General features: G+C 37.4%; 11 protein-coding genes. 5 read left to right on the forward strand and 6 right to left on the reverse strand.

Annotated elements, in window-relative coordinates:
- Window position 1: 1 nt before the first annotated feature.
- Window positions 2-628, reverse strand: coding sequence for a class I SAM-dependent methyltransferase (locus J2T03_RS01265; protein ID WP_307209003.1), 627 nt, complete (start codon window positions 626-628; stop codon window positions 2-4).
- Window positions 629-795: 167 nt separating this feature from the next.
- The gene (locus J2T03_RS01270; protein WP_307209005.1) at window positions 796-1,530 is read right to left on the reverse strand and encodes a DNA-formamidopyrimidine glycosylase family protein; all 735 of its coding nucleotides are present in this window, start codon (window positions 1,528-1,530) and stop codon (window positions 796-798) included.
- A gap of 70 nt (window positions 1,531-1,600) precedes the next feature.
- Between J2T03_RS01270 and dgt the strand changes: the two genes are divergently transcribed.
- Window positions 1,601-2,956, forward strand: coding sequence for a dGTP triphosphohydrolase (dgt, locus tag J2T03_RS01275; RefSeq protein ID WP_307211065.1), 1,356 nt, complete (start codon window positions 1,601-1,603; stop codon window positions 2,954-2,956).
- Between the two features lie 79 nt (window positions 2,957-3,035).
- Here the strand turns inward: dgt and J2T03_RS01280 are convergent, their stop codons facing one another.
- Window positions 3,036-3,383: a DUF4377 domain-containing protein gene (locus J2T03_RS01280; protein ID WP_034747440.1), complete on the reverse strand. Its 348-nt coding sequence runs from the start codon at window positions 3,381-3,383 to the stop codon at window positions 3,036-3,038.
- A gap of 136 nt (window positions 3,384-3,519) precedes the next feature.
- Here J2T03_RS01280 and J2T03_RS01285 point away from each other — a divergent pair, with 136 nt between their 5' ends.
- Both J2T03_RS01285 and J2T03_RS01290 read left to right on the forward strand, forming a co-directional pair.
- A complete protein-coding gene (locus J2T03_RS01285) occupies window positions 3,520-5,541 on the forward strand; it encodes a hypothetical protein (protein WP_307209006.1) in 2,022 nt (673 codons plus the stop codon).
- Between the two features lie 143 nt (window positions 5,542-5,684).
- The gene (locus J2T03_RS01290) at window positions 5,685-6,140 is read left to right on the forward strand and encodes a lipocalin family protein (protein WP_306845961.1); all 456 of its coding nucleotides are present in this window, start codon (window positions 5,685-5,687) and stop codon (window positions 6,138-6,140) included.
- 109 nt (window positions 6,141-6,249) lie between these two features.
- On the opposite strand, the gene J2T03_RS01295 is transcribed toward J2T03_RS01290, so the two are convergent.
- The 3 genes from J2T03_RS01295 to J2T03_RS01305 all read right to left on the reverse strand — a co-directional run bounded on the left by J2T03_RS01295 (window position 6,250) and on the right by J2T03_RS01305 (window position 10,761).
- The gene (locus J2T03_RS01295; protein WP_307209007.1) at window positions 6,250-6,603 is read right to left on the reverse strand and encodes a DUF962 domain-containing protein; all 354 of its coding nucleotides are present in this window, start codon (window positions 6,601-6,603) and stop codon (window positions 6,250-6,252) included.
- Between the two features lie 128 nt (window positions 6,604-6,731).
- Window positions 6,732-8,408, reverse strand: coding sequence for an APC family permease (locus J2T03_RS01300; protein WP_307209009.1), 1,677 nt, complete (start codon window positions 8,406-8,408; stop codon window positions 6,732-6,734).
- A gap of 112 nt (window positions 8,409-8,520) precedes the next feature.
- Complete coding sequence (locus J2T03_RS01305; RefSeq protein WP_307209010.1) at window positions 8,521-10,761, reverse strand: CocE/NonD family hydrolase; 2,241 nt, start codon at window positions 10,759-10,761, stop codon at window positions 8,521-8,523.
- Between the two features lie 238 nt (window positions 10,762-10,999).
- On the opposite strand from J2T03_RS01305, the gene J2T03_RS01310 reads away from it, so the two are divergent.
- Both J2T03_RS01310 and J2T03_RS01315 read left to right on the forward strand, forming a co-directional pair.
- Window positions 11,000-13,963, forward strand: a complete 2,964-nt coding sequence (locus J2T03_RS01310) for a tetratricopeptide repeat protein (RefSeq protein ID WP_307209012.1) — start codon at window positions 11,000-11,002, stop codon at window positions 13,961-13,963.
- Between the two features lie 66 nt (window positions 13,964-14,029).
- Window positions 14,030-15,799, forward strand: a complete 1,770-nt coding sequence (locus tag J2T03_RS01315) for a TonB-dependent receptor (protein ID WP_307209015.1) — start codon at window positions 14,030-14,032, stop codon at window positions 15,797-15,799.
- Window positions 15,800-16,654 lie beyond the last annotated feature (855 nt).

The following is a 16,654-nucleotide window of genomic DNA, read 5'->3' on the forward strand; positions in this document are numbered from 1 at the left end:
ACTACAGCTTTCGTCCCACAAAGCGGATCACAGAACCTGTTCCGTTGTGAAATAAGCCTTCATTGAGTTCTATTTCCATTTCTTCCAGTTGTATAATGTCATAATCAGGAAAATCAGCTTTGATCTCATCTGTTGAAAACAATGACCCGATATCTTTGGGGCCGCCAACCTTCTCATTTTTTGTTACATAATCAAGGTGGTTTTTGCTGAAGGCTTCAAAAATAATAATACCTCCTTTACGAAGATACTGATCCAGCATCTGATGAACAGAAGATTTGATGTCAGCCGGAAAATGGGCATAAATAAGAGCAATTGCATCAAACTGCTCCGTCTGGAAATTCAGGGCCTGAAGTTCACCGACCTGATAATCAATAGTGACATTTTTATTCTCAGCAAGCTGTAATGCCTTACTTTTTCCTTCACTGCTGATATCAAAAGCGGAAACATTCCATCCTTTTACGGCTGCAAAAACAGCATTCCTTCCTTCGCCTTCTGCGGGAAACAAAACAGAGCCTGGTTCTAATTTCTCTAACTGTTCTTTTAAATAGTTATTGGGTTCCGTTCCGTAAGCGAATTCTTCACTGCTGTACCTGTCGTTCCATCTGTCAAGCCATGTATTGTCTGTCATTTTTTGTAAGATTTAAATATGAGTTGGTTATTACTGTTCATCTGCCATCAGATGTATTGAATGCCCCAAATATAGAACGTTTCCGGCCGCTTTTGCGAATGGAAAAAACATTGGTCAAAATAGATTCTGTAAATAAGATTTCTGAAGCTGAAGATTGATGATTACTTTTAATAAATTTTCTGATCATTTTCGCAGTAAAAACTTCGTCTCTTTCCTATTCCGGTTTGTTTTTTCACGAGTTTCTCACCACATTTCGGGCATATGGTTTTGGTGTGCACCAGCCAATGTTTCTTTAAAACGAATTCCCGTTTCCATTCCAGAAAATCAAAACTGTAATTTCTGGCTTCAGCGATAAGTTCCTTCAGTTTTTTTGCAGGCAGGTTTCCTGCTAAGCTTTCAGGTTGTACACCGATCCTGAACAGAACTTCGTTCTTAATGATATTTCCTACGCCGGAAAAAATATCCTGATCCATCAGAGCGTCACAAACCATCATTGCAGGTTTGGATTTCAGTTTCTTTTCCGCCCTTTCAGGATTCCAGGCATCACTCATAATGTCAGCTTCCCAATCTATTGTTGATAAAAATTCCAGTGCTACGGATTTAACGGAGCAGGTGTAAAAGTACATGCTTCCGGTTTTGAAATGAAGTGACAGGCGCAGGCTATTATCCGGTTTTGTCTGTTCATCAATACTGTATGATCCGAACATCAGCAAATGAATCCGGATGGCTGTATTATCTAAAACAAGGTACGTCTGTTTTCCGAATGTACGGATCTCATGAAGAATTTGGCCGATCAGCGATTCCTTCTCGAATTTGGCATTGCCTGAAGCTTCCGTCACTTGATGTCCGACAAACGGCTGCAGGCTTTCTTTCATTAAAAGTATGGATGGTCCTTCAGGCATGGTTTTGCTTTTCAATAAAAGTTCAAATACTATTCCGTAAAAATAAAATTTGGAGTAATTTTGAAAAATGATGAATTTAAACCAGATTTTTACGAATCAGCGTACAGGGAACAATCCGCATACTAAAGCTTCAAGAACTGATTTTCAGAGGGATTTCGATAGAATTATCTTCTCTTCTGCATTCAGAAGACTGCAGAATAAGACTCAGGTTTTTCCTCTTCCCGGAAGTGTTTTTGTGCATAACAGGCTGACGCACTCGCTGGAAGTTTCGTCGGTAGGCAGAAGTTTGGGAAGTATTATCGGAGAATTTGTCTTTGATGCTTATAAAAAAGACCTTACGGAAGATTCAAAAAACTTTTATCTTCATAATTTAGGAAATGTAATTGCAGCTGCTTGTTTGTGTCATGATGTAGGAAATCCCGCATTTGGGCATTCGGGGGAAGATGCGATTGCGAGCTATTTCGAGAGGAATGAAAAGGACCTGAAGCTTAAATTTAATGAAAAAGAATGGGCAGATCTTGTTAATTTTGAAGGAAATGCCAATGCCATAAGAGTTCTGGCGCAGCGTCAGCAGGGAAAGGATGAAGGTGGAATCCAGCTTACCTTTTCTACGCTTGCAAGTATTGCAAAATACCCGTGTGAAGCGGTTGCTAAGAAAAAAGGCGTTATTCACAGGAAGAAATTCGGTTTTTTCCAGAACGAAAAAGATATCTTCCTGGAAATAGCAAAAGCAACGAATTTAATCATGGAAAATGAGGAACCGTATATATTCAAAAGGCATCCTTTCGTATGGCTTGTGGAGGCAGCGGATGATATCTGTTACAACATTATTGATATGGAAGATGCCCACCGGTTGGGAATTGTATCCACTTCAGACTGCGAAAACCTGTTTTTTGAACTGATCAGATCCGAAAGCAATGATACGGACAGGGTAAAAAACAAGTTGGCATCCATTTCCAATGAAAATGAAAAGATTTCTTATCTGAGAGCAAAAGCGATTAATGCCCTGATCAATAAATCCCTTGAGATTTACAAGCATAATTTCGAGAATATTCTCCTGGGCAACCTGGATAACGGACTTCTTGATATTTATAAAGCTGAGAACCGTGCCCTGCAGGATATCGAAGCGTTCTCCATTGAAAAGATTTACAATCATAAAGCTGTGGTGGAAATTGAAAATGCCGGCTACAATGTAATGTATGAGCTTCTTGACCATTTTATTCCATCCATTCTGAAACCTGAGGATGAAAGGAAATCTTATGATAAAAAAGCACTGAAACTGCTTCCCAGACAATTCGTTTACGAAGAGGGAACGGATTATCAGAAAGTACTTGGCGTCATTGATTTTGTTTCGGGAATGACTGATAATTTTGCCACCGATCTTTACAGAAAAATCAAAGGTATTGATATTGGAATGACGGTTTAAATGATGAAACTTTTTTAACTTATTATATCTTTCATAATCGTAAAATAAAAACTCCCGGAATTTCCGGGAGTTTTCTGTATTATTTCTTGGTTTTGGAAACCTCTTTGATCAGGGTGTACTTTATAGAAGATCCGTCGGCTGGAGGATTGGCGATTTTTTCAGTTTTCACTTTCAAAACATATTCATATCCGGGCTCGTAAGTAAATCCTTCAATATTCGTATAGAAATTGGTCCAGCTTTCTGATGCTTTTTCTTTTACCTGCAGACATTTCATTGGGGCTACTCCTGTACAGTCTGCAGTTTCAGGTCCTACGATGAATGTTTTCTCATCGGCTCCGGCAGTATTGGCCGTAGTGGTACATTGTGTCATTGCGAATAGTGCTACTGCAGGAACAGCGCCTTTTAGAATGGTTGCGATAATTTTCATAAACTTTATTTTACATCTTAGTCGCAATTACTATGCCGAAGTTTTTGACGCAGTTTTTCTATTGTTTTTTAGTTTTTAATTATTTAATTTGAGCGCTTCTAAAATTTAACCAAGAATACAATTACCAAAATATACTATGGATAATCCAATTCAAATTGCAAATTACAAAATTCAGAAGCCTGAAGCATGGGCAGGGAGTAAGGAAGATCATGAGCTGATTGATAGAATAAAAGACTCTGAATTTTCCAGGAAACAGATTGACGAAGGAAGGGACTACTGTTATTTTGTTGATAAAAAATATTATACAAGCAATACCGAAAACAGCGAATATGTCTGTATGGCCTATACCCTGAATGAGCCGGGAAATCTGGAGCGGGCTTCTGTTTCGGAGGTCATTGTAGAAGAGAATGAGGTCTACAGTATTCACAGGATCAGTGTTTTGAGAGACGGAGTACTGATCGATAAGATTCCGGATACCAAAATAAAAGTACTGGACAGCGAGAACCAAAGCAGCGGCGGAATTTTAAGCAGTAACAAAAAGATCAATATTACTATTAAGGACCTGAGGCTTTATGATGTCCTGATCCTGGAAGATTCGCGGTTCAAGGCATTTACTGAACGTGATTTTCTGAGAAAGGAATTTTCAAAATATGTATGGGTAAGCCCGGATAATTACTGGGCATATGGGAGCTTTAAGTTTACTTTTATCAATGACAGGGAGCAGAATATTGCGTATAAAAAAACATTCTTCAGGGATGAGCTGGGTAATGTTTTGGAGCCTGAGATCCATCATCTGAAGAAAGGAGAGGAGTTTGTTATAGAAGAGAAAAATTACATTAATCAGGTAGATGCGAGCCGTGAGATCTTCCCGTTTATAGATTTTGCAACAGAAAACAGCTGGAAAGACCTGTCCAACTATATTGCGCCCATGTATGAAGAAATCTTCAGTAAGTATTCCCTGAAAGATTTTGCGCCCAATCTTGCTGAAAAACTTGATGAAATAAACGGGCAGGATGATAAACTGCAGTTTGCCATAGAATATGTGCAGAATCATATTTATTATATTTTCAATGCCGATGAGATGAACGGGCACAAGCCGCAGGAACCTTCCGTTACTTATGAAAATAAGCAGGGCGACTGCAAGGCCAAATGTGTTTTACTGAAAGTTATTTTAGATTATATCGGCGTTGATTCTTCGGTGGTTCTCGTTAATTTCCATACTGATTATTATATCAAATATTATCTGCCATCGCTATTGAGCTTTAATCATGTAATTGTAAAAATTCACTATAAAGGCCAGGAATATTTTGTGGATGCTACAGTCCGTGATGAATTCGGACTGATAGAAAACCGGGGTTTTATTTATTTTATGCATTATCTGGAAGTGAAACCTGATCAGGTATTGCAGGAAAGAAAATCGTATAAATTTCCGTATTACTGCATTGATGAAAAAGTTGAGTTTAATGTTCAGAATACAACGGGCCGTCTGAAGCTGACCACGACGTATAAAGGCAACCGTGCGAACGCAATGAGAAGGTATTTTAAAAGTACGAATAAAAGGGAGATCATAGACAGCTGGAACAGTTTCTTGTTTTATGGGCTTAATTACTCCGGCGACCGGAATGGAACAGACGTCAGAAATATTTTCAAAGATGCAGCTATTGATATTGTAAGCGATGATAAAAAACTAAATGAATTCAAAATTCAATATACGGCTACAGTGGAAAATCCATATTATGTAGATCCCCAGAAAAACCGTTTCCTCATGTATTTTGACCGGAATGTTATTAAGGCAAGTGCAAGGGATTTCATGCATAAAGATCTTCCTTTCTGGCATAATTTTGACAGTGAGCGATATGAGATTGGCTTATATACAGATCAAAAAATTGATATGCAGGAAAAATACACCGTCCAGGAAAGTACCATAAGCAATCCGTATTTTGATTATAAAAGCCGTAAAAAAATCACTAAGAAAGGCGCCACTGTATTTATAGAATACCATCCTCTGGTGAACCTGGAAATTCCACAGGATCAGTTTGAAAAATTCCGCGAAGATCATCATACGATAGCGGACAGTAATTTTGGATTGGGAATTGATATTATTGAACCTGGCATAGTTAATATGCTTAAGTTTAACTTTAAAAAGAAGTTTAAATAGATTGATATATAGTGTTTTGTGTTTTTGTAATTAAAGCTTATGTTTAAGGATTTCTTTTAATTTCGGCGGCCAGAGGCCGCCGAAACTAAAAGATTTTTCTCTCAAAACAGTCTAAAATAAAAGAAGTACAATCTTAATTAATAATGAATAGAATATATACAGGAATCCTGTTTTTGGCAGTTAGTTCCTTACTCAATGCTCAGCAATTAAAGAAAGAGGATGTCACAGGATTCTGGAAACTGAAAGAATCCGGATTTTATGAAAATAAGAAAAAAGTAATTAAGGATTTTGATAACTGTCGTTTGATGAGAAACTATTCCATAAGAGATGACGGATTTGCAGTCTATAATTATGTGGAAGGAAGCTCAGGAGACTGTATGCCCTCCGAACCAAGGCTTTCGTTCTGGAGAATAGTGGATGACAGGCTTCAGTTCTATGTTGGAAGTGAGATTTTGGAAGAAGTGACTGTTGTATTTAATAAGGACAAAACGGTTACATTTTCAACATACAGGCCGGAACATATCAAGGTGGATGGAGATGCTTTAGCAGAGAAAATAATGAATACCACTCATTATGATATCCTGGAAAAACAATATTAATTGATCTCTGAAAATCTTTGATTTTAACGACTTAAATGCATTTCTAATCCGAAGCATCAAATTTAAAAATCAGGTGTCAAAAACGTTGATGATTAAAGCAGACAAGCCCTTACAGGTTCTCAGAACCCTCTGTTTCCTTTGGCGCCGGAGCTGTCCCTCTGAATTTTTGTTTGCCGGTCAGCAGCTCAAAAAACAGTCTGAAATCAGAGATCAATGACCAGAGCGGATATTTGAAAGTAGCAGGTTTATTTTTCTCAATGACTGCGTGGCTGAACCAGGCAAAACCATATCCTACGATCGGAATATACCAGAGAAACCTTTCTTTGCCTGAACTGATGACATACCAGATCACTACAAATACTAAAAGGGTTCCGATAAAATGAAAGATTCTTGTTCCTGTTTTACTATGCTCGGTAAGGTAGAACTGATAAAATTCTCTGTAGGTTTTTATTCTTTCTGACATGGCAAAATTAGTTTATAGTTCCTGTTGAAATATATGCAATAATTCTGCCGATTTGTTGGAAAAATAAAAGGCAAATTTGCTGATCTGCGAATTTGCCTTTTATTATACTTAATTTATTTTGATTATTTTTATGCTTCTTCTTTTCTGAGCTTACTGTTTTTATAACCGTAACAGAAATAGATCACCAGGCCTAAAGCGAACCAGAGTCCGAACCAGAACCAGTTTTCATGGCTCATTCCTGTAAGAAGGTATAGACAAGAGCTTAAGCCGATTAACGGAATTAAAGAGAAATTCTTGATAAAGGTAAAAATACACAGAACCAGATTGATCAGAATGAAAACGAAGATAGAAGCTCTGAATTCACCTTCTTTAGGATTACTCCAGTCCATCAGATTGCTGAAGAATTCCGGCTGCCAGATATAGAAGCCTATTAACCCACCGATAAAAATAACCGGGAATATGAATTTACCGTTAATATAGGGAAGGTGGAATCTGCCTTTGATCTTCTGTTTTGCAGGAAGCATTAAAACTCCGGCGCACACCAGTACGAAAGCGAAGATCGTTCCGATACTTGTGAAATCGAGGATGAATGTTTTATCTGTAAAAAGGATGGGAACTCCTACCGCAATACCTGTAATAATAGTTGCAAACGAAGGGGTTTTATATTTTGGGTGTACAGTTTTGAACTTTTCAGGCATCAGTCCGTCACGGCTCATCGCATACCAGATTCTTGGCTGTCCCATCTGGAATACCAATAGTACAGTGGTGATGGCAACAATAGCAACGAAGGAAACCACAAGTTCCATCCAGGCTACATTGGCATTCGATTTTTCGAATATAAATGAAAGCGGATCCCCGATACCATCAAATTTCCTGTAATCAACCATTCCTGTTAAAACCAGTGTTAAAGCAATATAAATTACCGTACAAAGGACAAGAGAAATGATCATCCCTTTCGGAAGGGTTTTCTGAGGATCTTTGGTCTCTTCGGAAAGTACACTTAATGCATCAAAACCGATATAGGCAAAGAAAACTCCTGAAACCGCACTCATTACTCCTGCAAAGCCGTTTGGCATGAAAGAAGCAACCTGCGTTTCCGGATTTACCGGTGTCCAGTTATCCGTGTTGATATAAGCAAAACCTACGAGGATCACCAAAACAATGACGGCAAGTTTTAAAATAACTAAAGAATTATTAAAGTTTTTACTTTCTTTTACCCCCACATAGCAAAGCCATGTAATGAGACCGTTGATCACTAATGCAGGCACATCAACGATGAATTTCAAACTGCCGATCAGTGGGGCAGACTTCCATGCGTTTAAAAGTTCCTTATTCTCAGAGCCATTCTGGAAAGCTTTGCGGGCTTCCGTATAGCTGCAGGTAAGATAATCAGGAATATGCATGCCCAGACGTTCTAGAAAGCTCGTAAAATAGTCGGACCAGGAAAAAGCCACATAAATATTTCCAAAAGAATACTCCATAATCAGCGCCCATCCGATCACCCATGCGATCAGTTCTCCAAAGCTGGCATAAGCATAGGTATAGGCAGAACCTGCTGTAGGAATCCTGCTTGCAAATTCAGCGTAGCATAACGCAGTAAAACCGCAGGCAAAACCACAAATCAAATACAGTAGAATCACTCCGGGGCCACCTCTGAAAACTGCTTCACCTAAACTGCTGAAACTTCCCGCTCCAATAATGGCCGCAATACCAAAAAAAACAATATCCCAAACACCTAAAACCCTTAAAAGGCTGGTAGAAGTATCTGTTTCTGAATAGTTTTTCCTTCTAAAAAGTTGATTCATTCAATATTTATTTGAGTTTGAAAAAAAGCAAATGTAATGATTTTTTATTTTGGTGCTGGGTGTAATCATAATATTTTGTTAAAAAGGCTGAGACTATAAGAGTTAAAGGCCTTTATTCTTGATAAATAGGAATTTCTACATAGCTGTCATTGTACCATTTTATTTCCAGCGGTTCACCGGAATCCTTAATCGTTTCATCACTTACATCTTTTCCCGTTCCATAATTGATCTGCCAGCTTGGGCTTTTATTGACGCCAACCAACAGAATAAGTCTGCTTCCTTTTTCTATTTTTTTGCTGATGAATATTGAATTTTTTATGGGGATCTGTTCTATTTTACCGGGTTCAAGAAGCTGACGTAAAGCATTGTCTTTGGCATAACTTGCTCTTACAATATGGGTTGATAACAGGAAAGCTTTACCATCCGGCTGTATCTGATACAGATAAGTATCAGTATCAAAATCTTTTTTGTTAATGGCAACATTGAAGAATCCTGCCAGATTTCCGCTGATAATAAGGTCTTTGTCTAAAACTTCACTTTCAAAATACACTGAATTTGTGGTTTTTACGCTGTCTGTTTTACTTACGGAATGATAAGTATCTTTTTGATCCCGATTTTTGAAATCAACCGTCTGCTTAATAAAGCTTTTCTCTGCGGGCGGATTAAAAGCAGATGAATTGCCTTTACGGTTCTGAAGATAAAACTTAAGCGTTGAAGTATGCATTTTTTCAAGAGTAGGAACATGTTTCCATGTATTGGTATTCATCACCTGAAAATTAACTTTGTCCTTTAAAAGGGCTGGTTTTTTACTGTTTTTCAGAATATAATCAAACCAGGAAAAAGCTAGGTCATCAATACTTATTCTGGCAGAAGGATCTATGGGCCTGCCGTTCACGAAGGTAAATCCAAAGCTTTGTGCACCTCCATGATCATAAGGACCCATCACAAGATAATGGTTGGTATTCTTATTATATTGATGGTGAGCTTTGAAATAGGATAGTGCTCCGATCTGATCAGCATCGTAATATCCTGTAGTTGTTAATATAGGAATGTTGATATTAGTGAAATCTTCTTTATAAGGAACCATTTTTTGCCAGTATTCATCATAACCGGGATGATCCAGCCATCTTTGAAATATCTTGTTAGGTTTGCCACTTATGGTATCCAACGCTCTGAATGATCTTCCACTTTTGTACCATGCGGTATTAATAGAATCCCATTTTTTGAAATTATTAAAATCAGCCTCATCAGTAAGCTTGTTGTTTGTCACATAATTGATCCACTGCAGCATATAACTCATGAATATATTGTTTTGGGCAGGGTAGTCTATTCCAATTCCTACGGCGACCTGCGGAACAATTGTTTTTAATGCCGGATGCAGTTTTTTTACAGCTGCCCACTGGCTGAAACCTAAATAACTTCCGCCGATCATTCCAACTTTACCGTTGCTCCAGGGCTGCTTACTTACCCAGTCGATCACTTCATAAATATCCTGTGATTCGTGCTCGAAGGGATTATTTTCATCATTGCTGTTTCTTTTGCCGCGGGTATTCACTACAGCTCCTACATAATTATAAACGGCTGCCCTTTTTCCAAAATATGAATCAAAAGGTCCGGCATATATATTATTGGTAAGAATAACAGGAAGGGGAGCTGTGTTTTCCTTTTTTCTGACAATAGTGACCGTCAGGGTATTTCCGTTTTTGGTTTTCAGATCTTTTGTTTCCGTAATGAATTTCCCCTGATCTTTTAACTTCACTAATTGTACAATCTGAGGCTTGGTGCTGGAAAAGGTCTTGTAGTTTAAATAACTCTTACATAAGGCCAGAGCCGAGGCATAATCTATACTGTCTTTATCCTTCTGTTTGTGTAGTGCTTCTTTTAAGATTTTCTTCGAAGCAGGAACATCCCCGTCAACGGCTATACCTATCTTGGTGAGCAACTGGTCCGGAAGGCTTTCATACTTTTTATTGAATGCTTTTTGAAGTGCATCAGGAAAATTTATTTTTTCTTTCTCTTCAGTAAGTTTTGCCAAGCTGTAAAATTCGTATGCAATAAATTTGTTTCCGGCCATATTATGGTCTGCAAATTCCTTACGATAATCTGCTAAAGTGGCATTGGACCTTTTATAATCTTTAGCAACCAGCTCTAAACGTAATAGGTTGTCCAAATAAGCAAGTTTGTTAGTCTTTTTCAGCTTAAGCAATGGAGCCTGAGAGATCAGTTTTGATGCCAACAGGGGCATTTGTTTTTCCAGAATTACAGAGTCGGCGACTGCTGTTTTGGGGAAGTACAACTTCTGAGCGTGCATCAGATTGACAAATATTAATGCTAAAAGTATCTTAATTTTCATGATATGGTATGTTTTTAGCTGCTGTAGAATGAGGATTAAATCAAAATATTTTTTTGATGGTTCTATATTGATATCTATTTAACTTTTATGATACTAAAGTAATCATTTTTTATCATCAAATAGTGAAATGTATTCAATGGGTATTTTAGATTATTAAACCTTTTAAAACTTGCTTAAACAATAAGTTTTTAATATTTTCGTTAACTTATATAGACTAATCTTTTTATTCAGAAAAAGAATGAATTCAAAAAAAATCCTTCTCTCAGCTGCCGTGCTCTATTTCGGGATTTCCGAAGCACAACAGTCACAGTACTTTACACAGAAAGAAAATTACAGATTTAGCCTCGCAGAAAATCTTTATCAGACCAAAATATACAATGCTTCCCAGTTCGAATATGCAAGACAGTATTTCTATAATCAGAATTTGTCTAAATCGAGAAAGGAAGCAGCGCAGTTTTTTGATAACGTGATCGGGGTGATTCTGCAGAAAAACCATGCGGAGGAAGGATTGACAGCCTTCATGAAAGAATATCCTAATTCTGCATATTTTGCTCAGGCTAATCTACCGCTGGCCGATTATTATCTGGCTAAAAAAGATTTTGAAAAAGCTTTAGAAACCCTTAAAAAAGTGAATCAGTACCAGCTTTCCAAAGAAGAGAATACACAGTATATTCTGAAGCTGGGATATGCCAAATTCATGATGGGTGATACCAAAGGAGCTACAGATGCTCTGGAGGAAGCATATAAAACAGCTGATGAATCTCAAAAAGGAGATATTGCTTATATGCTGGGCCACTTATACTATTCAAACAGACAGAGTGATAAAGCGTTCCAGTATTTTGATTCGGTAAAAGATCAGCCTAAATTTTCTAAACTGGTGCGTCCTTATTATGTACAGATGTACTATAATGATAAGAATTATGACCAGGCAATTACGGAAGGAACTGCTCTCCTGAATGAAGATATTTCTGATTCTTACAAAGCAGAAGTTCACAAGATCATTGGAGAAAGTTATTTCATGAAAAATGACTATACTTCAGCGTATCCTCACCTTAAGGATTATTTGAGTGTACAGCAGAACCCTTCTGAAAATGATCTGTATGAAATGGGATTTGTGGCTGCTCAGCTGAAAAAATATGATGAAGCAGTTTCTTATTACAACCAGCTTGTCAACAGCAATTCGGCATTGGCACAAAATGCTTATTATCAGTTAGGAAATGCTTATCTGGCAGTAGATAAAAAGCAGGAAGCTCTTTCGGCATTCCGTTCCTCTTACCAGATGGATTATGATGCTAAGGTAAAGAAATTAGCACACGAACAGTACGCAAAATTAAGTTACGATATCGGAAACCCGTTTGAAAGTCCTTCTGCGGTGATCCAAAATTATATTAACAACAATCAGAATGATGCGAATGCTCCGGAAATGAGATCACTGCTTGTGAAATCCTATTTATATTCCGGAAATTATAAAGAAACCCTGAATGCAATCGACAGGCTTCAGGACTCTACTCCGGAAATCAATAAAGTGGATCAGGAGGTTTCCTATTTATTGGGAACAGAAGAATTCAACAAAGGAAATTATGACGAAGCTGAAAAGTATTTCCTTAGAAGTTTGGGGTTCAATATCAATAAAGAATTTTATAACAGAGCATTATATTGGTTAGGACAGGTGTATTACCAGAAAGGGAATTATCCGTCCGCCATTACCCGTTATGAGAAACTCCTTACCGAAAACTTCCCTGAAAAACAGCAGCTGCCTTACGATTTAGGCTATGCTTATTTCAAAGCTAAAAAATTCGATCAGGCACAGACTTATTTCAAGCAGTATCTGAGCAATCCGAAGCCTGAATTCAAAAATGATGCGGAACTCCGTCTTGCAGATATTCATTACGCAAACAATGACCTGAACGAGGCAATTGCAATTTATGATAAAAATGAAGATGCCACAGACTACACTTTATACCAGAAAGCGATGGCTTTAGGATTTAAAGGAGATACACAGGCGAAGATTACCAATTTAAAAAATCTTTTATCCAAATATCCGTCTTCTGAATATTATGATGATGCTCAGTATGAAATGGGAACAGCCTACGCTGCCCAGGATGATTTTGCAAACTCCAATGATGCTTTTGCCAAAGTGATTAAAACATCCTCGGATAAAGATCTTGTTGCGAACGCATCTATTTACAGAGCCCAGAACTATATCGACCAGAACCAAAGTGATAAAGCGCTTTCGGAGCTTAAATCTTTGGGAGAGCAGTATAAAAATACAGCGTATGCGGAGAAGATTGTTCAGGCCGCAAAACCTGTTTTCACGAAAAACGGAGATGTTTCAGGATATGAAAGCTTTGCCAAAAGCATAGGTGTGAATGTAGACGCTTCTGAGATCGACGAAATTAATCTGTCTACCGGAAAACAGTATTTCACTAAGAAAGACTACAAAAATGCTATTTCTTACTACGAAAAATATTTAACGCAGAATCCTACCGGAGAAGGCCTTTACCAGGCTAAATACGAGCTGGGAGAAAGCTATTATCAAACCAATAATGCTACCAAAGCCCTTCTTGTTCTTCAGGAAGTGGCCTCGGTTCAGAATGATTACCAGGATGATGCGCAGACCCGTCTGGCACAGATCTTCATTGCTCAGGGGAATATGGCAGAAGCCAAAAGGTACCTTGAGAACCTTAAAAACTCTTCAGATATCAGCATTAAGAACTATGCGAATGTAGAGCTGATGAAAATATATGCAGGTGAGAAAAACTTCTCTCAGGCTGAAAAACTGGCAGATGCAGTGATTTCAAACACTAAAAATTCTGCAGCAGTCGTTGAAACCGCGAAAGTGATTAAAGCGAGAAGCTTAATGAATTCAGCAAAAGATAAAGAGGCACAGACAGCTTATGCTTCTCTTGAAAAATCATCCAACACATCTGTGGCGGCAGAAGCATTGTATGCAAAAGCTTATTATCAGAATAAAGGAAAAGCATTCAAATCCTCAAATGAAACCATCTTTAAATTGGCCAATAATTATGCCTCCGAAGATTATTGGGGAGCAAAAGCTTTGGTACTGATGGCAAAGAACTATGTGGGGCTGAAAGATAATTACCAAGCAAGCTACACCTGCGACCAGATCATTGAGAACTATAAAGATTTTCCGGAGATCGTGGCAGAAGCAAAAGAGGTTAAAAAGCAGATTAAAAAGTAAAAGCAGTATCGTTTTCATGTAAATATCATTAATACATTTTGCATGAATACATAAATACAAAGAATAATGAACAGAAAAATTCAATTATTATCCATATTATTTTTAGGGTTTTCGCAGTTTGCGTTTTCCCAGATCAAGGAGGAAAAACTGATTCTTAATAAGAAGCGGGAGCCGGAGGTGAGGAAGATCGAGAAGAAGAAAACCTCTGTGGAAACAATCAAGAACTATCCACCGGAAGAGAAATCCCAGAACCCAGTGAAGTATACGATTACAGATGTTCCTGCGGTTTCGGATTTTAAAACTTCCACGATTCAGGGACAGGATGTGGCTCCGAAATTTGAAGGAACGGCTCAAAATAACTACCTGCAGTTCGGAATGGGTAACTTTGGGAAAATTCTGGCAGATGCCAATATTTCCAAAACATTTGATAATAAGCTGGAAGTAGGGGCAGATTTCCATTTCCTTTCTACGTTGGGGCTGAAAAAAGAATATGCCTGGGATTCCAAGCAGAGCTCTACGGCGATCGGAGCTTACCTGAACTCATACGGTGAAAAAGGAAAATTCAATCTGAATGCTCAATATGGATTGGATAATAACAGATATTACGGGATCTATGCGCTGGAACCTGCTGCAGATGTTGATTTGAAGCAAAGGGTAAATCAGTTCAAGGTGAACGGATATTATGATTTTTATTCCAACGAAATCCTAAATGATGTAAGGGTAAAATCCTCTTTCCTGAAAGATCATTTCGATGCACAGGAAAACCAGGTTTCCATTTTGGCGAATCTTTCCAAACATGCTGTTGAGATCGGAAAGTCAGGGATTAATTTAAATGCTGACTTAGGAGTAGGATTGGAGGCTGTGAAAACAGAATTTGCAATCGTTGACAAAAATTCTTCCAATTTCTTTAATACAACTTTGGACCCGAAAGTGACTTTCAGAAAAGGAGATTCTTATTTAATGCTGGGATCTACATTTTCTTTCTTAAATGCTAAGAATTCAAATGATGTGCTTGGCGGTGAAGTAAAGACCAATAAAACATACTGGTTTCCACAGGCTGAATTCCAGTTTGCGGCTGCTAAAGAATTTAAATTCTATGGTGGGGTAGACGGAGGCTTAAAGCTTAATACTTTTGGAGATCTTTTACAGACTAATCCATTCATTGTTTCTGACCAGTTTTTAAAGCCAACAGAGACGAAATATCATTTTTATGTAGGGCTGAGAGGAGATATCGATGAAACATTCAAATATGACTTCTCTGCCGGCTACGGAAAGATGAGAAATATTATGTTTTTCCAGGGAAACAACCTTTTCGACAACGTTTATACTTTGAACCGTTCTGCATATAATTTTGCAAATACATTCTCTGCGGTTTATGATGACGGAAATGTAAGCGATATCAAGGGAAGTGTACAGTATTTCCCGCTTGAAAACCTGATTTTAGACGGAGAGGTAAGGTTTACCAAGTATGATCTGAAGAATTACGAGGATATTTACAACGTTCCTTTAATCAATGCCAGTATCGGGGCAAAATATACCATGCTGGACAAAAAATTACTGTTAGGATTCAAAGGAATTTTTGCCAGCGACAGAACAACCAATTCTTTTGCCCTTGAAGGAGTAGCCAATCCGGATATGGTTTACCAGTCTACAGAAAACAGAAATGATAAGGTTGGTGGATATGCAGACTTAAATCTTTCTGCAGAATATAAATTCCATAAGAATTTCAGTGTTTTTGCCATCGGAAACAATCTTCTGAACTCTAATTATCAGACATACAAAGGCTATAAAGTTTTAGGCGCACAGATTTTGGGAGGAGTGAAGATAACCTTCTAGTCTAAAAAATATTCATTACAATAAAAGCCTTGCATTTCAAATGTAAGGCTTTTGTTCTTATAACTGGTCTATGTCTGTTGCAGTTGGGAATACGGAGAAATCTTTAATTGTTGGTGAAACTTTTTTCTCTGAAATAATGATGAAACGTTCTCCGAAATACTATTTTTCATCAGTTCGATGGCAACTCTTACCACATCTCTTATATCTACACATCCCGTTCCGCCGGAAAAATATACAATCTATTGTAAAAATGGAAAACATTTGATGCATCATTAAAGTTAATAGATAATTCAACTACTTCATTTGAATTTAATAAAAAATAGTTAGCTCATACTAACGTAAATCTTTTGTATATTAGATTTCCCTTCTTGCGTTTTGCCAATTTTTTCAAATGATTTATCCTTAACCGTTTCGCCTAAAGAATTTATCGCCTCGTAATTATTTTTGTAGTCTTTAAGTTCTTTAAGAATATTCAGCAAAACACACTCTTCTTTTTCAGTGCTATTTAAGTTTCCTTTTCAGGATCTAATTACTCTGTTTTAGTGGTGATGTAGTATCTATATTTTTAGGACAGCTCAATTCAATTTCTTCTTCGCAGCTATTTCATATTAATTTTATACGGCTCAAAATATGTTTTTAGAAAGATATTCTTGTTTTTTGGTATTTTTTATCTGAAAATAGACGGATGATTACATTTTTATATAACCTATTTACAATCAGTTAGTTGTATGGATTTTTATTTTTCTAACGTACCTATGTAGTATGTTACGCCTCCTGAATAAAGTATTTATAGCGTATCCCTTTTTTTTATTACCGATAGAATTAAGCCTAATCTTGCAGCTTAATCTTTAGAGG

The sequence above is a fragment of the Chryseobacterium lathyri genome (assembly GCF_030812195.1).
Taxonomy (GTDB): Bacteria; Bacteroidota; Bacteroidia; order Flavobacteriales; family Weeksellaceae; genus Chryseobacterium; species Chryseobacterium lathyri_A.